Raw genomic sequence first — 21,964 nt, 5'->3', positions numbered from 1 at the left:
GTCATACTGCGGATATCTGCTGGCCTGGCGTCGAACGATGGACCGGGGGGTTCCCATGACGGAGAGCATCGGCGACGACGATGCACCGAGGACGTTCGTCCCCGAGGCGGGCGAGGATGACGTCGCGCGTCCACGACTGCTCGACCGGCTCACGGCCGCGATGGACGAGCCCTGGACCTTGACGCTCGTCACCGCCCCGGCCGGAGCCGGCAAGACCAGGCTCCTCGCCAGCTGGGCGGAGATGATCGACGTGGAACCGGACACCGAGGTGGTGTGGGTCTCCTTCCAGCGCGGCGACCGTGAGCTCTCTCTCCTTCGCGCAGCGCTCGAACGGATCCCGGATGGGAGGCTTCGCGAGAGCCTGGCCACGGTTCCGCGAGCGGCGTCGGACGACTCGGCGCGCTCGCTCGCGCGGGTTCTGCGGGCAACGCCGCGACGGATCGTGGTCGTCTTCGACGACGTCCACCTGATCGGGACACCGGAACTGGCCGACATGCTGTCGGCGTTCGTCCAGGCTGTCCCCGGCAACGCGCACGTCGTCCTCTCCGGGCGCGGCACGCGGCTGATCCGCGTGGCGCGGCGTCGTATCGCCGGAATCGCGCTCGAGCTCGACAACGCCGATCTGGCGTTCACCCCCGCCGAGGTGCGGTCCTTCTTCCGGGCCAACGGGATCACGGTCTCGCAGGGGGAGATCACGACGATTCTCCAGCGGACCGAGGGCTGGGCCGCGGGACTCCGCCTCATGGTGCTCGCCGGGCTGCAGCACGCCGACATCACCGACAGACCTCTCCGCGGGGATGCGCCTGCGCTGGTCGACTACTTCCTCGAGGAAGTCTTCGCCGACCTGGATGAGGAGCTTCGCGAGTTCCTCCTCGTCACGTCCGTCCCGGAGGCGTTCTCGCTTGATCTCGCGTACCGGCTGTCTCCCGGTGCTCCCGCCGCCGCCCTCGTGGAGAGGCTCATCCAGCTCAGTGTGCTGATGGGCCGGCACGGTAGCGATCCCGTCTGGTACCACTATCACCCGCTGCTGCGGGAGTTCCTCGCCGCACGCCTGCGGGATCGGGGGCGGGCCGTCATCGACCACCTCGAGAAGGACACCGCCGAATGGTTCGCCGAGCAGCAGGAGCATCTTCCGGCGCTGCGACACGCCACGCAGAGCTCGGATCCGGCGTGTATCTCCGTGGTTCTGCGCCGGTGCGGGATGCAACTGATCCTGACGGGGCACGCCTGCGCCGTGATCGAGGCGATCGGGACGATGCCCGCTCCGCTGCGGTCGGACGCCGCGGTGCAGATGCTGGTCGCCGCCGCGGAACTCGCCCGCGGCGATGCCTCGGCGGCGGCAGCCGTCCTCGCGACGGTACGCGACCAGGACACGTCGCCGGCGACCCGTCAGTGGCTGACGGGACTTGATCTGCACACGGCCGTGCGCCGCGGAGGGATCACGGAAGCCCTCGCGCGGCTCGGGCGTGCGTTCGACACCGTCACGGGAGAGACCCAGCTCGACACGTATGCGTTCCTGCAGGCGGCGATGGGGGAGTTGTATGTCGGTCACCTGGACCGCGCCGAGCGCTATGCGCGCTCCGCTGCCGATCAGGCGCGAGCGGTCGACGCGATCACGGCGGAGCTCCAGGCATCCGCCGTCCTCAACACCAGCGCCCTCTTCCGAGGCAGGATGCGCGACGTTCTCGCCTCGGGGGCGCGACTGGACGCCCGATGGCGCGAACTCGGAATGCCGGACGATCCCTTCTACGAGGTGACCCGGGTGTGGCGGTACTGGGTCCCGTACGAACGTCTGCAGGCGGTCGACGCAGAGCAGACCTTCCGCGCGGCGGAGGCGATCATCCATTCGGGCTCCGAGCCGGCGATCTCGCGAGGTCTGCAAGGGCTGATGGCGCTGCTGAGCGCCGAAGCCGCCCCCGATCCGCATGAGGCGGCCGGCACGCTCCTCGAAACCCTCCTCCCTCGGGATGACATGCCGCTCCCTCCGCACTGGTATGCGATGCTGGGCGCCTTCGCCGTGCACGCGTTCGACCGCCTGGGCGAGCCGAATCTGCGGGACCAGTTCATCGCCGAGACCGAGCGCGCGTTCGGCACGAGTGGTGAACTGGTGGTCCTCCGCGCGATCGCGGCTCTGCACGACCATCGGCACGCGGTCGCACGCGAGACGCTCGCCCCCGTCCTCGACGGTTCGATGACGTGCGCGCTGCCGGCCTCGATGGTGGACGCCTGGCTGGTCGCTGCCGCGCTCGATGTGCACACCGGTGACTCCGAGCGGGCCCAGGCCTCGCTCTCCCTGGCGCTCTCGCTGGCCGAGCCGGAGGAGCACGTCCGCCGTATCGCCGCGGCCGATCCCGCCGTGCTGCGTCTACTGGGCGCGCGCGCGACCGCCGGTACCCGGACACGCTTCGCCGACACTGTCCGGGAGCGGCTCGTCACGGCGGGGCTGCTCATGGACGCGGAGCTCACGCATCGAGAACGCATCGTGCTGCTGGCGCTGAGCCGCAACGCGACGCTGCGTCAGATCGCGCAAGAGGAGTTCATCTCCCCGAACACCGTCAAGACCCACGTGCGCAACATCTACCGCAAGCTCGGCGTCTCGGATCGGGACAGCGTGACGGCGGCCGCGCACGCCCTCGGGATCGAGTAGCGCACGCGGCCGCCGTCAGGGCGGGAACCGCGTCAGTCGCGTGCCATGGCCGCTGCCAGATGTGCCTCGAGGTCGAGGTAGGCGTCGTCGGCGATGTCGAACACGACCTTCGTGATCTCGCCGCCGGCGAAGTCGAACCCGTAGCCGTACAGCGACGACACCGGGTCCGCGCTGTCGCGGCCGATCGTGAGCCCTTCGCCGCACAGGGAGAAGTGTCCGAGGACCGTGCGGATCTGCTTCTCGCCGACCACCTGGTCATCGATGTACAGCTTCACCGGGCCGACGCCTTCGCGGTGCTCGCCCATGCCCTCCTTCGTGAATTCGACCCCGATGATGTGCTTCCCCGACGTCGGCACGGGCGCGGAGACCCGATCCTCCGGAGGGATACCGAGGAAGTTGTACACGTAGTGCACCTGGCCGTCCTTCACGACGAGAGCGTGCCCGCCGAAGCGGGAGCCGTGCGCGAAGATGACCCCCTCCGTATCGGGCGTGAACTCGACCTCGGCGGCGATCTTGTACGAGACGCCGTGCGTGTTCGCCGCAGACCTCTCGGGGACCTCGCTGGTGTTCGGGTAGTAGACGAACCGACCCGAGGGCGGAGCCGGCTGGTGGAACTCCATCCCGATGAACGTCTCGAAGTCCTTCGGGTTGCCGATGATCTGCAGGTCATTCAGCGGCAACACGTTGTTGGTCTTCGCCTCGTCCATCCAGAGCGCCTTGAGCTCTTCGAGCTTGTCGGGATGTTCCTCGGCGAGGTTCTTCGCCTCGGCCCGGTCGACGTCCGTGTGGTAGAGCTCCCACTCGTCCTTGTCGAAGTTGCTGATGCCGCTCATCGGACCGTGGACTGCGACGGCCTTCCAGCCCTCGTGCCAGATGCCGCGCTGGCCGAGCATCTCGTAGTACTGCGTCTGCTTCTGCGTCGGCCCCTCCGGCTCGGCATCGAACGAGTACGCCATCGACACGCCGGACAGGGGCGTCTGCTCGACACCGTTGTAGACGTCGGGGAACTCCACTCCGCAAGCCTCGAGGATCGTCGGGACGATGTCCGTCGAGTGGTGGTACTGATGGCGCACCTCACCGCGGGCCTTCATACCGGCGGGCCAGTGGATCACGAGCGGATCGCAGACGCCGCCCTGATAGGTGTAGCGCTTGAACATCTTGTAGGGCGTGGAGAACGCCGCGGCCCACCCGGTCGGGTAGTGGTTGTAGGTGTCGGGCGAGCCGAGCTTGTCGACGAGGCGAAGGTTCTCCGCCTCGTCGTCGGGGTAGCCACCGAAGATCTTGCCCTCGTTGACCGAGCCGTTCGGGCTGCCCTCGCCGGACGCGCCGTTGTCGGCGCAGTACAGGATGAGCGTGTTGTCGAGCTGACCCGATTCTTCGAGGTAGTCGACGATGCGGCCGACCTGCGAATCCGTGTACTCGCTGAAGCCCGCGTAGACCTCCGCCATGCGGGAGAACATCGCCTTCTCCTCGGCATTCAGCGAGTCCCAGGGGCGCACCTCATCGGTCGGGTTGAACGTGCCGTCGGCCATGGGGTTCAGCGCGGTCAGGTCGGTGTCGGCCGGAACGATGCCCTTCTCGACCATCCTGGCGAGAACCCAGTCGCGGTAGGCCTCGTAGCCGTCGTCGAACTGACCCTTGTACTTGTCGATGTACTCCTGCGGGGCGTGATGGGGAGCGTGGTTGGCCCCGGGGCAGAACCAGAGGTACCAGGGCTTGTCCGGCTCGGTCTGCTTGACGTCGCGGATCATCGTGAGCGCCTGATCGGCCAGATCCTTCGACAGGTGGTAGCCCTGCTCGGGGAGGTACGGCTGATCGATGTAGTGGTTGTCCTCGGCCAGCGACGGATACCAGTTGTTGGTCTCGCCGCCGATGAAGCCGTAGAACCGGTCGTAGCCCTGTGCCAGCGGCCAGTGCTTCTTCGAGGCGCCGGCGGTCCACTCGTCGATCGGCACGTTGTGGTTCTTGCCGACCCAGAACGTCGACCACCCCGCGTCGCGGAGCACGTGCGCCATGGTGACGTTCGACTCGGGGATGTGGGAGTTGTAACCCGGGAAACCCGTCGACGACTCCGAGATCGTGGCGAAGCCGTTGAGGTGGTGGTTGCGTCCGGTCAGGAACGTCGATCGCGTCGGCGAGCAGAGCGCGGTCGTGTGCCACTGCGAGTAGGTGAGGCCGTTCTGCGCGAGCCGATCCATGGTGGGCATGTTGATCCGGCCACCGTACGGCGACCACGCCGCCATGCCGGTGTCGTCGTAGAGCACGACCAGGACGTTCGGTGCACCTGTCGGTGGCGTCGACGCCCGATAGGCGTCCCAATCCGCGACGGAGTCGCGCACGTCGAGTTCGATCTTGCCCTGGAAGTCGCGAGCCATTTGCTGGTTCCCTTCGCCTGTCGGAACGATGCCGTATCCGCACAGTACTGCGGCGCGATGGTTGTTGTCACCGGTGGAACGCGACGCTCATCCGGGTGATCCCCGTCACCTCGCAGCGAGGGACCCGTCGGGAGACGCTCCCGGTCACTCAGATCAGCGCCGCGAGCGCCTTCTGCAGCTGGAGAGCGCCGATCACGAGGAGCAGAGCCGCGTTGAGCACGTGTGTGTTGCCGGCGATCCACGTGCGGACGCGGTCGAGCAGCGGCTGCGCGTCGCGGCCGCGCACGACGACGTACACGACGGGAAGAGCGATCGGGAGGGTGCCCACCACGACGAAGGCGGCTGCGACCCAGAGTCCCGCGGCCGGATCCACGTCGGACAGGGTGATGTCGAGCGCGGCGAGGATGGCGCAGGACGCGTCGACCGGGTTCAGGACGAAGAGCCCGATGCCGAGAAGGAACGTGCGCCCGGGGCGGAAAGACTCCACCGAATGCAGCCAGCCGGGGAGCTGGGGTGACGCGGCCACGACGTCGCGGGGCGTCGAAGCCGCCGCCATCCGCTGGATGTGCACCCGGCCCTTCCGGTACACCCAGACGGCGGAGGCGACGAGGAAGAGACCGACGAGAAGGCGGACGAGCGGCACCCACAGGGGCGGTTCGCCGCGTTGATGCACCTGGAGCACCGGGAACAGCCACAGGAAGAGCGCCATGAGTCCGGCGAGGCCGAGGAACCACCCGAGCAGATACGCGATCCCGTTGGCCCTGGCTTTCTGCGACAGCAGCACCGCGACGAGAGCCATGATCGCGAGCGGGCTCAGCACGACGCCGAGCGCGACCGGAATGAGATCCAGGATCAGTTCGCCCATCTCCGTGCCTCTCTTCCGTCTTCCCGTCCCGTGCGGTGACGGTTCTAGAAGCTCCCGATGCCTTTGCCGATCATCGATACTCCGATCACGAGCAGCAGCACGGCCATGATGACGGTGTTCTCCTTGGCGAGCCAGCCGCGCAGGGCGTCGAGCGGTCCGCGGAGGCGATCGGCGGCGAAGAGATAGCCGACCACGGGGACCAGGACGGTCGATGCGGCGATGAGCGTGTAGATGACGATCACGAGCACGACGGATCCGGCCGGAAGCGCCGCCGCGCCGATATCGGTGCCGGCGCCGGCCGCCATGATCAGGTTCTTCGGGTTCACCGCCGACAGCAGGAAGCCGAGCCCCAGGGCGACCGGGAAGGTGATCGTGTCGATGGCCTTCATCCACTTCGGCAGCGCGGCCTCTTCGCCGGCCTTCGGCCGCTTGCGCCATTGTCCGAATGCGAGGAGGAAGAGAAGCAGGCCGAGTACGAGCTGCACCACACCGCGGATCGGGTGAGAGATGTCGGGGTCGTCCTCGGGGAGGATCGACGACAGCAGCGTGAACACGGTGACCGCGACCACGATGCCGACGAGCCAGCCCAGGAGGAAACCGACGCTCGTGACGCGTGCCCTCGGCGAGAGCAGCATGAGTATCGCGGCAATGATCGGTATCGGGCTGATCGCGACGCCGAGTGCAAGCGGAAGCATGTCTCCGATGACGGTGCCCATCACTGGCCTTCTCTCTCTGATCGCGGCGATCGCGGCGTGGTTCGGGTGAGATCGCTGATTGCTGCACGGTTGGTCGCGTAGACCTGCTCCGACACGAGGAGACCGAGGCCGGTGAGTCGGTGCAGCGTATTGGGACGGACCCGGCTGAACGCGAGCGAGACCGAGCGGGCGGCGAGCCACTCCTTGAGCGATGCGAACGATTCGGCGCCCGTGACGTCGACATCGGTCACGGCCTCCATGTCGACGACGAGGTGCTGGACGGCCCCGTCGCCCGCCGAACGGATGGCGTCCTTCACCGCGCTCGAGAAGACTGCTCCGTTCGCGAAGAAGAGCGGGGCGGCCAGGCGGATGATGATCACCCCCGGAGCGGTCACGGTTCCGGCGGGGGCGTCCTCGAGCAGGGACTCGCCCGGATCGCCGCTGGATTCGAGCACGTCGATGGCCGGATTGGAGGCGCGCCGCGCGATGTTGATGAGCGCGAGCACGAACGCGATCAGGATGCCGGGGATGGACCCGATGAACAGGGTGACGAGGAAGCACGTGGCGCCGATCAGGAATTCGAACCGGTCCTTGCGCCACAGATCGATGAAGTCACGGATCCCGAGGAGTGGGATGATCGCGACCCCGACGATGGCGCCGATGGCGGGCGACGGGATGTCCGCCAACAGAGCGGTGCCGAAGAGGAGGAGCAGGAGCGTTCCGACGGCGAGGATCAGGGCGGGGAACTGCGTCCGTGATCCGGCCTGGTCCATGGCCGCCGTGCGTGAGGTCGATGATCCGACGGCGAAGCTGCCCTGAGCCCCCGCGGCGACGTTGGCGATGCCGAACGCGAACAGGTCCCGGTTGGCATGGAACGGGTAGCCGTGCTTCTCGGAGTACGAGCGAGAGACGAGGAGTCCTTCCGCGGTGGTGACCAGCGTCAGCGCGATCGCGGACGGCACGAGCGCGAGCCAGAGCGACCAGTCGATCATCGGCCAGGTGAGCACGGGCGGGCCTGCGGGCACCTCGCCGAGCACGTCGACACCGCGTTGATCGAGACCCGTGAGGACGACCACGAGCGTCGTCGCCACGAGGACGATCAGCGCCCAGGGGACGGCGTGCAGGTACCTGCGCCCGAGCAGCAGGACAGCCACCGAGCAGACCGAGATCAAGACGGCCCAGCCGTTGAGGGTCGTGAAGCCTCCGATGAGGTCGGCGACCTTGCCCGTGAACTCCTTGCCGGAGTCGATCTTGACGCCGAGCATCTTGGCGACCTGGCTGACCATGATGTCCAGCGCGAGGCCGCCGACGAATCCGACCAGGATCGGCTTCGACAGGAAGTTCGCCAGGAATCCGAGCTTGAACACGGCGAGGAGCACGAACATGCCGCCGCAGATGATCGCCTGCGCGAGGGCGAGTGTCGCGTAGTCGGCGCTACCCGCAGCGGCGAGTCCACCGATCGAGGAGGCGACCAGCGCGGCGGCCGCCGCGTCGGGGGAGGCGACCAGCTGCCGGGAGGAGACGACGAGGGCGTACACGATCGTCGGCACGATCAGGGCATAGAGTCCCGCGGTCGGCGGGAGTCCTGCGATCTGCGCATATCCGATGTTCAGGGGGATGGCGATGGCGAGCAGCGTGACGCCGGCGGTCAGCTCCGTGACGAAGTTGCGCCTGGTCAGACCCGCGAGCGGACGTTGCACATCGTCTCCCTTCGGGAGCGCCCCGAACGAGCGCGTTCGCGTTCACGATCCCACCGCGTGGGTCGCTGCGCCCACGTCTCGGGCGCAACCTCCTCCGGGTGATTTACGGCGATCACGGCTGGCCTCCTGTCAGGCACGGCGGCCCCCACGGCGCCGGCGTCGCGTGCGCACGACGGGAAGCTGCTCGGGCTCAGGTTCCGGAGGTACGGCTGTGCGGTCTCCCGAAAGCCAGCGCACCCACGTCGCCTCGGGGTCTCCCTCGAAGACGAGAGCGCGTGCGAGCAGCGTGAGGGGGATGGAGAGGATCGCGCCGAGCGGCCCGATGATGAACGTCCAGAAGATGACCGAGAAGAAGCTCAGCGTGAGGCTGAGGTCGACGGCGTCGCTGACGAACTTCGGCTGCACGAGCACCTGGAGCACCACGTTGACGACGCTGTAGACCACGATGACGCCGAGCAGAAGCGGCCAGCCGCCGACCACGAAGGCGAGGATCGCCGGGGGGACGAGCCCGACGACGAAGCCGACGTTCGGGATGAAGTTCGTGACGAAAGCGAGGATCGCCCAGACCACCGGAGCCGGGATGCCCATCCACCACAGAGCCAGGCCGTCGATGACCGCGACGATCGCGCCGAACGTGGCATTGACGATGTAATAGCGCCGGACGCCGGAGTTGAGATGCGAGATCCGCGCGAGCACGGCGCCCTTGGTCGCGCCGAACAGAGCCGGTGCACGACCGTAGCGTGCCGCATCGATCGCCATGAAGATGATGTAGGCGCAGACGAAGAACAGGGCCGTCGCGACGCTGAGGACGGTGCCTCCGATGCTGCGCGCAACGCCGAGCAGCGTCTCCGGATCGAGGATCGAGGCCGCGGCATCCGAGGCCTCCTCATCCAAGCCGAGCGTCTGCAACCATCCCACCAACTCCGCGGCGGTGTTCTCCAGACCGCCCTGCGACACCAGGTCGCCGATGAGCCGGGCGAACTGCGTTCCGGCGAGCCAGAGCAGTGCGCCCATCGCCAGCAGTATCAGATACGCGACGACGATCACCGCGGTCGTGCTCGCCCACTGCGGCCAACCGCGCCGATCGAGCGGGCGGCGGAGCGGCTCGCAGATGACCACGATCACGATGGCGAGGGCGATCGGTCCGAACAGATCGCGCGCGAGATAAACACCGGCCAGCGTCACCACGCTCGCCGCGAGCAGAAGAAGCACGCGCAGGCTGGGGGAGAGCGAGCGGTCGGTGGCGGGCTCGGGCGCAGGCGAGGTCATCACGCGGCCAGCGTAGCCCCCGGTCGGATCGGCGCCCGGTCGCCTCGCGGACGGCGAACCGGTGGCCCGGGCGCTCAGAACGGCTCCGGTGTCACGAGGGGCGGCACACCCCGCTGAGGAGTGACTACGGCCTGCAACCCGACCGCCTCGATCGCCTCGGCGACTCCGCGAACGGTGTCGGAGACCACCGCGCTGCCGTGCAGCGGGTGGTGCCAGATCTGGAGGGTGAGCGTCCAGCGAGTGGGTGAGATCGCGGCGATGCGCACGTTCGGATGCTCTCGTGCGTGCACGCCGTCGACACCGCTCGCCGCATCCGTGATGGTCGTGATCACCTCGTCCAGGTCGAGCCCAGCCGACCGCGCGATGCGGATGTCGACGTCGCTCCGGCGCGCGCCGTGACGTGAGTCGTTCACCAGGACCCCGGTGAGCAGCGCGGCGTTCGGCACGTGCACCGTGCGGCCGTCGACCGTCGTGAGGATGACCGAGCGACCGTTGAGCTCCTGCACGGTGCCTCGGATCACCCCGTCGGGGCCGTCGATGCCGATCTCCTCGCCGATCTTCACCGACTGGCGGGACTGGATCAGGACACCGGCCGCGAAGTTGTCCGCGACACCGCGCAGCACCAGCACCAGGACGATCGCGGCGATCACCGTCATCGCGAGCAGCGGCTGCACGTTCGCCCCGAGGAACGCCAGCCCGACTCCGATCCCGACCAGGAGCAGACCGTACTGCGTGAAGCGCGCAGCCAACTGTGACACGGAGTCGGAGATCCCCGGGGTCCGCGCCGCCAACTTCAGCACGCCCTTGCGAGCGAGCCGCGACAGCAGCCAGCCGACGAGTACCGACAGCAGCGCGAGCACGATCTGCCACCCCGACAGGCCCTCCGGGAACAGATCGCCCAGCGTCACGATCGCCGTCCGCTCGGCGTCCGGCTCCGGCTCCTCGACCTCATCCGACAAGCATGCGCGACGCTACTCCCCGGTGCCCACGACACTCATCCTCAGCGGGTGAGCACCGCGCGTCACGCGCGCCGCAGGGCACGACGGCCCGCTCGGGGAGTCCATCGAAGCACGCTTCACGGAGCCGCATCGCCCCGAAGGGATGAGCCGCTCTCGCCGGTGGTGCAGCGGAGAAGGAGACTGAGCGCATGTCGTCGACGCCATCAGGACACGACCTCCTCACGGAGGCCCGCTCGCGCGGGGCCACACGCGAGCGTGCTCGCGAGGCCATCGGGCTTCAGGTCTCGATCTTCGCGTTCATCCTCGCAGCGCTCGTCGCACTGCCCGTCTTCCGGCTGCACGCCGCGCCCATCGCGGGTCCCGACTCGCTCGGACAGTTCGCGGCGCTGATGTCGGCGGTGACGGCGATCGTCGTCTTCGTCCTGGGACGCGTGATCGCGGCCGATCCCGCCAATCGGAAAAGGCTCGGCGTGCTCGACATCGTCGACATCGCCGCCTTCGCCTTCGCCCACGCCATCATCGCCCTGCTCGGGTGGACCCTGGCAGCCACGATCGTCGAGGCGGGTCTCATCGGGGCCGTCGTGTACCCGGTGCCCGTGCTCATGTTGGCCGGTGCCGCAGCGGCCCTGACCGCGTACGTGACCTACTACTCCGCCACGCACCTCGACCTGCAGCTGCTGGCGACCGTGCTCGCCGTGTTCCTCGTGCTCGGGGTGCTGGCGAGCATGCTCACGGCGAGCGACCCGCAGTGGTGGAAGGAGAATCTGAGCGCCCTCGGCATGACCGACGACCTCTCCGCCCGTGCTTTCAACCTGACCCTGATCGTCGCGGGGATCCTCGTGACGACCCTCGCCCGTTACGCGACGAAGGGAATCCCGACGACCCACCCCCGCGGGGCGGCCTCGGTGCGCACGTGCCTCGTGATCGTCGGCATCTTCCTCGGTCTCGTGGGGGTGTTCCCCGTCGACGAGCACTTCGCCCTGCACACCGGTGTGGCTTCCGGAATGGTGGTGGCTTACGCGGTGCTCATCATCGCCGTCCGCCGGTGGGTGCCCGGCGTCTCTCGTACATTCCTGCTCGTCGGATACGTCTTCACGCTGCTCATCCTGCTGCTCTCGGTGTTCTTCGCCGTCGGCTATTACACCCTGACGGCGGTCGAGCTGGTAGCGGGAACCGTGGTTTTCACCTGGATCATCCTGTTCATTCGCACCGCCGATGCGCTCAAGCGTGATGCGAGGAAGGGTGGGGAGGACTGAAAGATCACCCGGAGGATGCCCTTGAGAGCGGGTCGTCGACGCCACTAGCTTTGGTGCCATGTCGCCCCCCGTACGATCGACGACGCCGGGACCCACAGTGCGCTTCCGCCCACCGGGGCCCCAACCGGGTGCCATCCGCCGTGAACGGGTGAGCACCGCGATCGCCGATGCAGTGGCGATCGACCCACTGACGGTCATCAGCGCGCCGAGCGGTTTCGGCAAGACGACCGCGGTTTCCGACTGGGCGTCGGGGCTCGAGCAGGTCGCCTGGCTCGGCCTCAGCTCCTTCGACTCCGACCCTTCGCGTCTGACGCAGGGCGTCGTGCATGCGCTGCTCGCCGGTGCCGAACGTGCGGGGCATCCCCTCGCACTCGCGCGCGATCTGGATGACCCCGAGCACGCCTACCAGGAGATCTGCGGCGCCCTCGACGCTCTCGACGCCCCCGTGCACCTGATCGTCGACGACGCGCACCGCGCAGGGGAGTGCTGGCGCAGCGGGCTCCTCGGGATGCTCGCCGAGCAGGCACCGGAGAATCTGAGGGTGGTGCTGGTCGGCACGACGCTGCTCGAGGTCACCCTCTCCCGGCATCGGATCACGCATCCCGATTCGTTCGTCGGAGCGGAGACCCTCAGCTTCACCGCCCCGGAGGTGACCCTGCTCCACAAGGCGGGAGCGAGCGGGCTCGCCGCCGACACGATCTTCGCAGAGTCTCGGGGATGGCCGATCGCCGTCCGGCTCCTGATGATCGGCGGAGCGCGGCCGGACTCCCGCGCGCAGAGCGCGTCGAGCTTCCTCGGGACCTACGTGCGCGAGCATGTGCTGGCAGCGCTGCCCCCCGACATCGCCGACTTCGTGCTCGACGGCAGCGTCTGCGGCGAGCTGACTCCGGAACTCGCTGCCGCCGTGACCGCTCGTCAGGATGCCGCGGAGCTGCTGGAGACCTGCGTGCGGCTCGGCCTGTTCCTCGATCGGTTCGAGGGTCCGCACGGCGTCGTCTACCGATGGCACGCCTCGTTCGCCAAGCAGTGTGCCGACATCGTCGCGCTCGACACCGCCCGGGCAGCGGCCTGCCACCGTCGTGCCGCCATCGCACTCGAGGCGACGGATCCCACCGCCTCGATCGCGCACTCCCTCCGCGCGGGGGATTCGGATACCGCGAGGAAGACCCTGCTGCACCGCTGGCTCGGGCTCGTGGTCGGCGCCCGCGCAGCAGAGGTCGAGCGCACCGCGACCGAGATGCTGCGACGCACACCCGACGATGCTCAGGTGCTCCTCGTCCGTGCCTGTGCGAGCGATGTGCTCGGCGACCACCGCGTCGCGCGCGAGCTCTTCCGGCGTGCAGAGGCGACGATCGGACGGACAGGGAACGGGACTGAGCCCGCCGTACTGCAGATCGCGCGTCTGTTCATCGCCGACGAGCGCGACGCGGTCGCCGAGGCGAGTGCGAAGGTGCGCCGGATGCTGCTCGACGCGGATTCGACCGAGCTCGGAGATCGCGCGGCCCTCAACTACCTCCTCGGGTGGACCGAGATCCGGCACCGCGGCAATCCGATGATCCCGCTCGAGTACTTCTCGGCCGCCGCCAGGGAGGCACAGAGCTCCGATGACCGCGAACTCGCGAAACGGTCGCTCGGGCACCTGGCATTCGGGCAGACCTGGGCCGGACGCTTCATCGACGCGCGCGCATCGCTTGCGGCAGCACAGGACGAGGAGGATGTGAGCCTTCCCTGGAGCACCTATGCCGGAGGAAGCGCGGCGGCCGCCGCCGGGTACGTCGCGTACTGGTCGGGCGAGTTCGACGAGGCGACCCGGGCGTTCGGGGCGGTGATCTCCAACGGAAGCTCCGACCGCTCCTTCACGGGCGTGGCGCGGATGATGATCGCGTACACCGCGGCCGAGACCGGTGATGTCCCGGCATGCCGTCGTGCGGCGATCGGCGTTCAGGAGATCCCGCTCGAGGTCGTCCACGGCGTCTCGTGGCCGGCGTTCCGCGAGTCGTCCGTCGCCCTGCTGGAAGAGGCGGTCGGTCGGCATGATCGGGCGATGCGGATCGCCAGGAAGTACATCCACTGCCCGGATCTGCCCGTCGTGAACGTCGCGCTCGCCGGGCTGCTGCGCCGCGCCGGCGACTACCCGGCGGCACTGGAGATGCTGAGATCACTGCGGGCTTTCGGCGAGGTGTCGTATGTGAAGTCCGCGACGCTGATCACCGCCGCGGTCCTGCGTCGCCATGCCGGGCACCACGACGAGGCTCACGAGCTGTGCGAAGCGGCCGTCGCGGTCGCGTCCGGCGAGAACATCCGGCTGCCGTTCGGGCCTCGCGAGGCGGCGGTGCGCAAGCTGCTGGGCGAGCACGTGCACTTCGGTACGCAGTTCGAGGACTTCATCGGCCGGTGCCTCGCCAACGATGCCGCCGGCTCGCTGGTGGAGACACTCTCGGAGCGAGAGCGCGATGTGTTCCAGCAATTGCAGACGGCACGCACACTGCACGAGATCGCAGGGGAGCTGGCCGTGTCGATCAACACGGTGAAGACCCACCAGCGCGCCATCTACCGCAAGCTCGGTGTCTCCTCTCGTCGAGAGGCTGTGCGGACGACGGTCTGACCCGCGGAGGGCGGTCGCTCATTCGGGGGTGGCGTCAATCTTGGTGCAGTGCCGATGCGAGGACGGCGTTCGCGATCGCCGCAGGGATCGGCTGGGTCGCGAGGATGCGATCACCCCGCCGATCGACATCGCGGGAGAATCGCTCGCTCCACGTCGGCTCGACGAGGATGAGCGCCGCGAGCGACCCGATCGGAAGACCCGAAGCGAAGTGACGGGCGTCCTCTTCGCAGACGAGGCCCGGGGTGTCCAGCCCGAGACCGGCGAGGGTGAACTCATCGGCGTCGATCTCGATGAGGCGCCAGTCCTCCACATCGAGCCGCTGGATGAGAAGGAAGTCCAAGAGGCGGATGGCGCCGCTCTCGACCTGCCGGAGCAGGGCCTCGAGGATATCGGGGCTGAGGCGGTCGTCCTCCAGGCGCACGACGACGAATTCGACGTCGCCGAGCGCCTCCAGAGTCATGTCGACCACCTCAGCCACGATGTCAGCTCAGTGCGCGCGTCTTGATGGCGGCGAACTCCTCGGGAGTGATGGTCCCCGCGGCAAGGAGCTTCGACGCCTTGTCGATCTCATCGCTGGGACTGGATCCGGCGACGCTGCGGATGTAGGAGTCGGCAGCGTGCTGCTGCTCCCGGTACGACGAGACGCTGCGTTCGCCCATTCCCTTGCCGCGCGCGATCAGGTAGACCAGCGCCGTGAGGAAGGGGACGAAGATGAGGAAGATGATCCACACGGCCTTCCACCACCCGTTGAGAGCGTGATCGCGGAACAGGTCGGCCACGATGTTGAAGAGCACCATCAGGTAGGAGATGAACACGAAGACCCAGAAGAACCACCAGATGATGTCCCAGAAGCTTTCCCAAATGGACACTTCGGACCCCTTTCGTTGAGTTACTGCGTACGGTGATCGTGACAGCGCGACCATCGGCGTGGGAAAGCCGCTCACCCCTAGCGGGCGACCCCGTGTCGATCGGCGCCGCGACGGTCATCACGAACGGGTGAAGGGGGCGGGGGTTCCGTCGGCCTCCCCGCGTAGCGTGCCCCTCGTGGAAGCGAACCGGCAGGAGCACGACGCAGAAGACGGCGGGGGGCGGCGACGCTCCAGGATTCAGCTCGTGCTGCCGGCGAAGCCGCTGCTCTCCGGTTTCTCCATCGCCATCGGCGTCCTCTTCGCGATCGCCCTCGCAGCGACGATCGCCGGCATCTCGACGGTGCTGATCTCGATCTTCCTCGGCATGTTCCTGGCACTCGGACTCGATCCGGCCGTACGCGCCCTCGAGCGTCGGGGGATGAGCAGAGCGGCGGGCGTGACGATCGTCGCGATCATTTTTCTGGGGATCGTCGCGGTGATCCTCCTGGTTCTCATGCCGGCGACCATCCGCCAGATCGCCGTGGCGATCGGGGCCGCACCAGAGACGATCGCCGCGATGCAGCAGAGCGAGTGGTATCGGGCGTTGGAGGCCGACCTCGGAGTCGACCTGTCGGCGGTCATCGCCGACAGCATCCGCTCACTCACGACGTTCTCCTCCTTCCTCGCGATCTCCGGAGGGGTGCTGAAAGCAGGATTCGGCGTCATCGGGGCCGTCTCGAGCTTCGTGATGGTCACCGTCCTCACGCTGTACTTCGTCTCCTCCCTGCAGAGCATCAAAGGGGCGCTCGCGAACCTCCTGCCGTTGTATCGGCGGGCCCGATTCGCCGGGGTCCTCGATGAGATCACGCAGTCCGTCGGGGGAGTGGTCGCCGGCGGCGTCACACTGTCTGCGATCAACGCGGGCATCGTCTTCGTGATCCAGCTCGTGGTCGGCTCGTCGATACCCGCGGTGATGGCGATCGTCGCCTTCTTCGTGACGCTGGTGCCGATGATCGGCTCGCTGGTGTTCCTTGTCATCGGCGGCATCGCCACGCTGTTCGTCAGCCCGACGGCGGCCCTGGTCTTCGTGATCGCCTACCTCGTGTACATCCAGGTGGAGGCCTACGTCGTGACCCCGCGCATCATGGGGAAGGCGGCGGCCGTTCCCGGTGTGCTGGTGATCATCGGCGCGATGATCGGGGCCACCCTGCTGGGGCTGCTCGGAGCGCTCGTCGCGATCCCTCTGACGGCCTCGATCCTCATCGTCATCCGCCAGGTGTGGATCCCGCGCCAGAATCGCCAGACCGAGCCGCCGGACGGCGAAGTTCTCATCCGATAGGGGTGAGCGCGGCCATGACCTCGAGCGCGCCGGTGCGAACATGGCGGCAGAGTCCCGGTACGTCGCCACCGTGAGAAAGGACAATCCATGAATGACTTCCGATTCGGCCCCGCCGAGTTCTACCTCGTCGGGTTCGAGGGTGAGCGTCCAGACCCGTCGACGTTCCGCGCGCTGACCGACCTCATCGACAGTGGGGTCGTGCGCCTGCTCGACTTCGTTCTGTTGTCGAAATCGGCCGCCGGGGAGGTCGAGATCGTTGAACTCGACTCGGACGACGGCTCACTCGGGCTCGATGACTTCGAGCCGCTCGCCGCTGGGCTCGCCGGCGAAGAAGACGTGGAGGCTCTGGCGGGTGCCCTCGCCCCCGGTCAGTCCGCTGCCGTCGTCGTCCTGGAGCTCGCCTTCGCCCGCACTCTCGCGCAGAACCTCGCCGCCTCCGGTGGTCAGGTGCTCCGCAGCGAGCGTGTGCCCGCCCCCGTCGTGAACGCCATGATGGACATCCTCGATCAGGAAGGTGAATGACATGCCCTTGAGAAGATTCGGTCGCCCGGGACTGATCGGACTGGCCGCCAGGACGGCGGTGGTCGCGGGAACGGCGTCGGCTGTCGGTGGTGCGATGTCCCGGCATCAGCAGGAGCGTGCGCAGGGGCAGTACGAGCAGCAGCAGTATGAGGCCGCGCAGCAGCAGGCGCAGGTCGACGCCGCGGCGCAGAATGCGGCCTCTCAGTACGCGGCCCCACCGGCCCCGGCGAGTGCGACGGGTGGAACAGACGATCTGATCGCGAAGCTGCAGCAGCTGGCGTCGCTGAAAGACGCAGGTGTGCTGTCCGAGACGGAGTTCGCTGCGGCGAAGCAGAAGCTCCTGAGCTGAGGGGAGCGATCGGCGGGGACGGACGCGTGTGATGCGACGTATAGAGGAGGAGAGCGAATGAGCGAACTGGATGATCTGCGAGCGCGGGTGCTGCTCCTCGAGCAGGAGAACCAGACGCTCAAGATCGAGACGCGCGAGAAGCCTCGTCGCCGACCCGTCGGCCGGAGCATCGTCGCCGGAATCGTGCTCGCGGTGGCGGTGCTGCTGGCGCCGATCGCGGCGATGGGTACGTGGGCACGCCTGCAGCTGGTCGACGCCGATCGGTTCGTCGCGACCTTCGCGCCCCTGGCCGAGGATCCCGACGTGCAGGACTTCGTCGCCGCTCAGGCCAGCGCCGCGATCCAGGAGCAGGTCGACCTCACGGCTGTGGTCGGCGAGGTGTTCGATGGACTACGCGAGCTCGATCTCCCTCCGCGTGCGGCATCGGCGCTGACCCTCCTGGAGGCACCGGCGGCGAGCGGACTGACATCGCTCGTCGACGGGGTGATCCACGACGTCGTCGCCTCGGACCAGTTCGCCGACATCTGGGCGCAGTCGCTGCGTTTCACGCATGAGCGCGCGGTCGCGATCATGCAGAACAGCCCGGACACCGCCTTGCAGCTGGCGGACGACGGGGTGCTGTCGATCGACCTCGGCCTCGTCGTCGAGCGGGTCAAGTCCGTGCTGACGGAGCGTGGTGTCGGCTTCGCCGATCTGATCCCGGAGATCGACCGGTCGATCCCTATCGCCCAGGCGGACGCTCTGGTGCTCGTCCGGACCATCTACCAGATCGCGGTCGCCGCGGGGTTCTGGCTGCCCTGGGTCGTACTCGGACTCGTGGTCGCCGGCATCCTGATCGCCCGCAACCGTTCGCGTGCGCTCTTCTGGACCAGTGCCGCGTTCGCGGTCGCCTTCCTGCTGCTCTCCGCGGGGATGGGCATCGGACGCACGTTCTTCATCGGTGCTGTGAGCCCGTCGATCATGACGTCGGCGGCCGCTCAGGCGCTGTTCGACGAGGTGACCTCGCTGCTGAGCTCGACGATCGTGGCACTGGCGATGGTCGGCGTGCTCATCGCGGTGTGGGCCTGGCTCGCCGGTTCGAGCCGCAGCGCCACGGCCAGTCGTGGTGTTCTCGAGAGCGGCTTCTCCGCGGTGCGCGGGACCTGGGAGCGACGGGGACTGTCCACCGGACGATTCGGCCTCGCGGTCGACAGGTTCCACGGCCCGATCGTCATCGTCGGGATGGCCCTCGCACTGCTCATCCTGATCGTGACACGACCCGTCTCATTCGGGAGCGTGATCGGCGTGACGATCGGACTGATCGTGTTCATGATCCTGATCGAGCTGCTGCGGCGTCCGACCGCGGTGGCGGCTCCTCCGGAAGAGCCGGGGACGCCCGAGACGGATGGCGTGGGGATCGAGACCGCAGACCCGGAATCTCCGGTGGTCACCGCCGCTTCGTGAGCAGCCACACGGAGGATGCCCGGAGAGACGTGCTCCCCGGGCATCCTCCGGTGCGGTTCAGGCGCCGTCGACTTCTGAGGCGGCCTGGGGGAATACGGTCGCCCAATCGTCTCTGACGCTCACGACGGTGTACCCACTGTCGTCGGCTGCCGCGAGCGCCTTCTCGGCACCCGCGTCGTAGGGCGCGTCGCCGCGGTCGGGGTCGTCGTGGTGGACCAGGATCGCGAAGCCGGGGCGCGGGCCCTTGCGGGCGAAGTCGAGCATGGCCGTGTCGCCGTTCGAGTTGCCCCCGGCGAACAACGGTCGCCGACCGATGCGGCTCCAGATACGCACCGGCTTCTCGGGCCCGTCGTCGAAGAATGCGAGGGATGACGAGTACTTCACGGTCGCGTCGGCGTCGTCCCAGGTGAGACCGAATGCCGAGCCCACGACGCGCTCCGGCGGGATGCCGTAGTTGGCCTGCGTCATGGGGCGCATGAAGTCGCGCTCGCCGCCCGACACGATGTAGCAGGTGAAGCCGTGCCCCTCCAGGTACCGGAGCAGCTCGACCATCGGCTGGTACACGGCGTCGGCGTACGGCCGCTTCAGGGCCGGATGCTGCGCCGTCCGATAGAACTCCCCGACGGAGAGCGCGTAGTCCTCCACGCTCATCCCGTCGGTGAGCCCGACGAGCGCCTGGATGATGGTCTTCAGATCGGAGTCGTCGCCGCCGTAGTGCTTGTCGATCGCCGTGCTCAGCCAGCCGAAGTCGCCGCTCACCGCGGCGAGGTATGGTTGCCGCTCGGCGAGTTCCGGCGTGCGTTCCGCAGCCGCGCGCCATTGCTCGACCACGTAGTGCAGTTGCGTGGGCATCGGCTTCTCGGACCACAGTGTGCCGTCGTTGTCGAACACGGCGATGCGCTCCTCGACAGGCACCGCATCCGGGCCTTCCGTGACGGAGGCGACGAAGGCCTCGATGTCCTTGCGCGTCGTGGTGTCGCGCCAGGACGGGAGAGAACTGTGATCGGTCATGTCGGGTCCTCGCGTCTCGATGAGTGGGCGGCAATCGCCTCCAGGGTCGCACCCGCGGTGTCATCGCGCAGTCATCGGTCACCCGGTGGGGGCGATGCCGTCGACCGTAGGGCCGCGATGTGTACCTCCAGTCGGGTCACCGTCGGTCGAGGATCCGTACTGAATCATCGCGAGGCCGAATTCGCAAGGGGGTCACGTGTGGGAATGGCTCGACCTAGTGTGAAAGCGCCGCCACGGACCCGGCGGCGAAGCAGCCGGACGAGTCCAGGGAGTGACCATGAAGACGCTCATCACCCAGGTCGGAAGCTATCTGACCGGCGACGCGACGGCCGATGCGGTGGTCCAGTACTGGCTGGCATTGACGGAGGAGCGACGCAACGACGTCGTCGAGATCCCCGTCGTCGGCTCCGGTGGTGAGCGCTCGAATGTCCGCCTGGCGCTCGGAACGATGCTTCCCATCGCCGTGATCGACGCGGGCCTCGCCCCGGAGATCGATGACGATGAAGGCGCAGCGAGACGACTTCTCGCGCGTGCGCACGCACTGACACCGAAAGCTGGACCGGCGTTCGAGCCGGGCGAGGAGCCGGAGCATCCCGACGGGTACGACTCATCCCTGATGTGACGATGCGGGTGACGTGATGAAGGAGGAGGAGAGAGATGGAATCGACACCGGAAGGCGTTTCTGACGGCGTGAAGCGAGTCGTCACGAGAGCGAAGAACGGCCAATGGGTGAACGAGGTCGAAGGTGCGCCTGATCTCTCGCGCAGCTACAGCAGCCGCGACGAGGCGATAGAGGAGGCGGATGCCCTCGCCCAAGCACACGGCGTGACGCACGTTGTTCAAGACAGCGAGCCGACAGGAACGATCACGGACGGTGGCGCCCCGGACGATGATGTGGCTGTCGTGGGGGAGAAGCCCCTCACCGGGGCGGGGACGGACACGACCGACGAGAACGGGTTCCCGCTGGAGAACCCGTCCGGCTGAACCGCCTGAAGCGAGTGCGTCCGGCGTCGACTCGTCCGCTCGGCGCCGCCACGCCCGCAACGACGAAACCCCGCCTGGATCAGGCGGGGTCTCTTCATTGCAGTTGGTCTGTGTGCCCCCGACAGGAGTCGAACCTGCGACCTACGGTACCGGAAACCGGCGCTCTATCCACTGAGCTACGGAGGCGTACCGATCGACAATATCACTCGTCGGGGGTCGTCTCCGACCCACCGGCTTCGGTGACCGGCGCGGCGCGCAGCTCTTCGAGCGCTGCGGCGAGTTTCTCGGCCAGATACCGGTGCCCGTCGGTGGAGGGATGCTTGCGTCCGACCTCGACGTCGATCACGTCGAGATAGTTCTGCTCGGTGATCCAGCTCCGGGCGATGGGGGAGATGTACCACCAGCCGCGGGCTCCGGCGAGCTCACCGAGATCCGTGTCGATGCGCGCGGTCGCAGCCCCGACCGGCAGCTCGTGCGGTGCCGGGCCCAGCACGACGATGACCGCATCCGGATATGTGGCGGCCAGGGCGTCCCACGCGGAGGTCACGGCCTCGCGGTAGCCCTCGACGCCCTGCGCCCGGTCGTTGATCGAGCCCTGGATGATCACGAGGTCGGGCGCGAGCGAGGGGTCGAGTGTCGCGATGCGCTCGCCGAAGGTCGGGCCGTCGAGGCCGGGCTTCAGATAACCGCTGCCGCGGACACCGTTCACGATCGTCTCGCCGTCGATCAGATCGGCCAGGAGGTACGCGTAGCCGAGCGTCGGGACGGTCGCCGCCGAGCCGTAGGTCCAGCTGTCTCCGAACACCAGCACGGTCGGGTGGTCCGGCAGTGTGAGGGGAGCCGGCGCGATCGCTTCGGAGGCCGCGCCGGCGGCCGCGACCGGGGCGCCGATGGGGGCGGCGGAGGGCGGCGATGTCCACGGCCGCCACATGCCGAGGACGCCTGCCGCGACGGCGAGGAGGAGTGCGATGGCGACCCCTGCGGTGCGCAGTCGACGACGGGTGGCGGGGGCCTTCATGGGTTGAGAGTAGATCACTGCGCGCCGATTGCGAATTCCGCGCGCCCCGCGCCGTCGGATGGCCTGTCCCCGACCCGTA

At 68.0% G+C, this 21,964-nt stretch carries 19 protein-coding genes and 1 tRNA gene; 9 read left to right on the top strand and 11 right to left on the bottom strand.

The window, feature by feature from the left end:
• The first annotated feature begins 55 nt into the window (after positions 1–55).
• Positions 56–2,647, top strand: coding sequence for a LuxR C-terminal-related transcriptional regulator (locus BQ2383_RS11200; protein WP_167381611.1), 2,592 nt, complete (start codon positions 56–58; stop codon positions 2,645–2,647).
• Positions 2,648–2,679: 32 nt separating this feature from the next.
• On the opposite strand, the gene BQ2383_RS11195 is transcribed toward BQ2383_RS11200, so the two are convergent.
• The 6 genes from BQ2383_RS11195 to BQ2383_RS11170 form a co-directional block, all read right to left on the bottom strand.
• Positions 2,680–5,022, bottom strand: coding sequence for an arylsulfatase (locus tag BQ2383_RS11195; protein ID WP_091033793.1), 2,343 nt, complete (start codon positions 5,020–5,022; stop codon positions 2,680–2,682).
• A gap of 148 nt (positions 5,023–5,170) precedes the next feature.
• On the bottom strand, positions 5,171–5,887 hold the full coding sequence (locus BQ2383_RS11190; RefSeq protein ID WP_091033791.1) for a GAP family protein: 717 nt from the start codon (positions 5,885–5,887) through the stop codon (positions 5,171–5,173).
• A 44-nt stretch (positions 5,888–5,931) separates the two neighbouring features.
• Entirely contained in the window at positions 5,932–6,603 is a 672-nt protein-coding gene (locus tag BQ2383_RS11185) for a GAP family protein (protein ID WP_091033788.1), read from the bottom strand.
• A complete protein-coding gene (locus BQ2383_RS11180) occupies positions 6,603–8,282 on the bottom strand; it encodes a SulP family inorganic anion transporter (RefSeq protein ID WP_091033785.1) in 1,680 nt (559 codons plus the stop codon). The genes BQ2383_RS11185 and BQ2383_RS11180 overlap by 1 nt, the downstream gene beginning before the upstream one ends.
• A gap of 129 nt (positions 8,283–8,411) precedes the next feature.
• Positions 8,412–9,551: an AI-2E family transporter gene (locus BQ2383_RS11175; protein WP_167381621.1), complete on the bottom strand. Its 1,140-nt coding sequence runs from the start codon at positions 9,549–9,551 to the stop codon at positions 8,412–8,414.
• 74 nt (positions 9,552–9,625) lie between these two features.
• Positions 9,626–10,510: a mechanosensitive ion channel family protein gene (locus BQ2383_RS11170; RefSeq protein WP_091033782.1), complete on the bottom strand. Its 885-nt coding sequence runs from the start codon at positions 10,508–10,510 to the stop codon at positions 9,626–9,628.
• A 188-nt stretch (positions 10,511–10,698) separates the two neighbouring features.
• Here BQ2383_RS11170 and BQ2383_RS11165 point away from each other — a divergent pair, with 188 nt between their 5' ends.
• Positions 10,699–11,766 carry a DUF998 domain-containing protein gene (locus BQ2383_RS11165; RefSeq protein ID WP_091033778.1) on the top strand — a complete coding sequence of 356 codons (1,068 nt, stop codon included), beginning with the start codon at positions 10,699–10,701 and terminating at the stop codon, positions 11,764–11,766.
• A gap of 148 nt (positions 11,767–11,914) precedes the next feature.
• Complete coding sequence (locus BQ2383_RS11160; RefSeq protein WP_091033775.1) at positions 11,915–14,371, top strand: LuxR C-terminal-related transcriptional regulator; 2,457 nt, start codon at positions 11,915–11,917, stop codon at positions 14,369–14,371.
• Between the two features lie 34 nt (positions 14,372–14,405).
• Here the strand turns inward: BQ2383_RS11160 and BQ2383_RS11155 are convergent, their stop codons facing one another.
• Both BQ2383_RS11155 and BQ2383_RS11150 read right to left on the bottom strand, forming a co-directional pair.
• Positions 14,406–14,831: a DUF6325 family protein gene (locus BQ2383_RS11155; protein ID WP_140403342.1), complete on the bottom strand. Its 426-nt coding sequence runs from the start codon at positions 14,829–14,831 to the stop codon at positions 14,406–14,408.
• 22 nt (positions 14,832–14,853) lie between these two features.
• Positions 14,854–15,240 carry an SHOCT domain-containing protein gene (locus BQ2383_RS11150; protein ID WP_091033769.1) on the bottom strand — a complete coding sequence of 129 codons (387 nt, stop codon included), beginning with the start codon at positions 15,238–15,240 and terminating at the stop codon, positions 14,854–14,856.
• A 175-nt stretch (positions 15,241–15,415) separates the two neighbouring features.
• Between BQ2383_RS11150 and BQ2383_RS11145 the strand changes: the two genes are divergently transcribed.
• The 4 genes from BQ2383_RS11145 to BQ2383_RS11130 all read left to right on the top strand — a co-directional run bounded on the left by BQ2383_RS11145 (position 15,416) and on the right by BQ2383_RS11130 (position 18,872).
• The gene (locus BQ2383_RS11145) at positions 15,416–16,558 is read left to right on the top strand and encodes an AI-2E family transporter (protein WP_167381610.1); all 1,143 of its coding nucleotides are present in this window, start codon (positions 15,416–15,418) and stop codon (positions 16,556–16,558) included.
• Positions 16,559–16,645: 87 nt separating this feature from the next.
• Positions 16,646–17,080, top strand: a complete 435-nt coding sequence (locus BQ2383_RS11140; RefSeq protein WP_091033764.1) for a DUF6325 family protein — start codon at positions 16,646–16,648, stop codon at positions 17,078–17,080.
• A gap of 1 nt (position 17,081) precedes the next feature.
• Positions 17,082–17,429 (top strand): SHOCT domain-containing protein, encoded by a 348-nt coding sequence (locus BQ2383_RS11135; RefSeq protein WP_091033761.1) that lies wholly within the window; start codon positions 17,082–17,084, stop codon positions 17,427–17,429.
• A gap of 57 nt (positions 17,430–17,486) precedes the next feature.
• Positions 17,487–18,872: a hypothetical protein gene (locus tag BQ2383_RS11130; RefSeq protein WP_091033759.1), complete on the top strand. Its 1,386-nt coding sequence runs from the start codon at positions 17,487–17,489 to the stop codon at positions 18,870–18,872.
• Between the two features lie 57 nt (positions 18,873–18,929).
• On the opposite strand, the gene BQ2383_RS11125 is transcribed toward BQ2383_RS11130, so the two are convergent.
• Positions 18,930–19,883 (bottom strand): HAD family hydrolase, encoded by a 954-nt coding sequence (locus tag BQ2383_RS11125; protein ID WP_091033756.1) that lies wholly within the window; start codon positions 19,881–19,883, stop codon positions 18,930–18,932.
• Between the two features lie 277 nt (positions 19,884–20,160).
• Here BQ2383_RS11125 and BQ2383_RS11120 point away from each other — a divergent pair, with 277 nt between their 5' ends.
• Both BQ2383_RS11120 and BQ2383_RS11115 read left to right on the top strand, forming a co-directional pair.
• Positions 20,161–20,505, top strand: a complete 345-nt coding sequence (locus tag BQ2383_RS11120) for a hypothetical protein (RefSeq protein ID WP_140403341.1) — start codon at positions 20,161–20,163, stop codon at positions 20,503–20,505.
• Positions 20,506–20,540: 35 nt separating this feature from the next.
• Positions 20,541–20,867, top strand: coding sequence for a DUF2188 domain-containing protein (locus BQ2383_RS11115; protein WP_091033751.1), 327 nt, complete (start codon positions 20,541–20,543; stop codon positions 20,865–20,867).
• A gap of 113 nt (positions 20,868–20,980) precedes the next feature.
• Here BQ2383_RS11115 and BQ2383_RS11110 read toward each other — a convergent pair.
• Positions 20,981–21,053 (bottom strand) — tRNA-Arg (locus BQ2383_RS11110).
• Between the two features lie 16 nt (positions 21,054–21,069).
• Positions 21,070–21,885 (bottom strand): SGNH/GDSL hydrolase family protein, encoded by an 816-nt coding sequence (locus tag BQ2383_RS11105; RefSeq protein WP_237682349.1) that lies wholly within the window; start codon positions 21,883–21,885, stop codon positions 21,070–21,072.
• Positions 21,886–21,964: the final 79 nt, after the last annotated feature.

The organism is Microbacterium oxydans (genome assembly GCF_900095745.1).
Taxonomy (GTDB): domain Bacteria; phylum Actinomycetota; class Actinomycetes; order Actinomycetales; family Microbacteriaceae; genus Microbacterium; species Microbacterium oxydans_B.
The sequence above is the reverse complement of the archived record's forward strand: the minus strand, read 5'-3'. Positions and strand labels throughout refer to the sequence as shown.

Bases quoted from the DNA above. Each gene is read 5' to 3' on its own strand.
- BQ2383_RS11200 (WP_167381611.1), top strand. From the start codon at position 56: ATGACGGAGAGCATCGGCGACGACGATGCACCGAGGACGTTCGTCCCC.
- BQ2383_RS11195 (WP_091033793.1), bottom strand. From the start codon at position 5,022: ATGGCTCGCGACTTCCAGGGCAAGATCGAACTCGACGTGCGCGACTCC.
- BQ2383_RS11190 (WP_091033791.1), bottom strand. From the start codon at position 5,887: ATGGGCGAACTGATCCTGGATCTCATTCCGGTCGCGCTCGGCGTCGTG.
- BQ2383_RS11185 (WP_091033788.1), bottom strand. From the start codon at position 6,603: ATGGGCACCGTCATCGGAGACATGCTTCCGCTTGCACTCGGCGTCGCG.
- BQ2383_RS11175 (WP_167381621.1), bottom strand. From the start codon at position 9,551: ATGACCTCGCCTGCGCCCGAGCCCGCCACCGACCGCTCGCTCTCCCCC.
- BQ2383_RS11165 (WP_091033778.1), top strand. From the start codon at position 10,699: ATGTCGTCGACGCCATCAGGACACGACCTCCTCACGGAGGCCCGCTCG.
- BQ2383_RS11155 (WP_140403342.1), bottom strand. From the start codon at position 14,831: ATGACTCTGGAGGCGCTCGGCGACGTCGAATTCGTCGTCGTGCGCCTG.
- BQ2383_RS11140 (WP_091033764.1), top strand. From the start codon at position 16,646: ATGAATGACTTCCGATTCGGCCCCGCCGAGTTCTACCTCGTCGGGTTC.
- BQ2383_RS11135 (WP_091033761.1), top strand. From the start codon at position 17,082: ATGCCCTTGAGAAGATTCGGTCGCCCGGGACTGATCGGACTGGCCGCC.
- BQ2383_RS11130 (WP_091033759.1), top strand. From the start codon at position 17,487: ATGAGCGAACTGGATGATCTGCGAGCGCGGGTGCTGCTCCTCGAGCAG.
- BQ2383_RS11125 (WP_091033756.1), bottom strand. From the start codon at position 19,883: ATGACCGATCACAGTTCTCTCCCGTCCTGGCGCGACACCACGACGCGC.
- BQ2383_RS11120 (WP_140403341.1), top strand. From the start codon at position 20,161: ATGAAGACGCTCATCACCCAGGTCGGAAGCTATCTGACCGGCGACGCG.
- BQ2383_RS11115 (WP_091033751.1), top strand. From the start codon at position 20,541: ATGGAATCGACACCGGAAGGCGTTTCTGACGGCGTGAAGCGAGTCGTC.
- BQ2383_RS11105 (WP_237682349.1), bottom strand. From the start codon at position 21,885: ATGAAGGCCCCCGCCACCCGTCGTCGACTGCGCACCGCAGGGGTCGCC.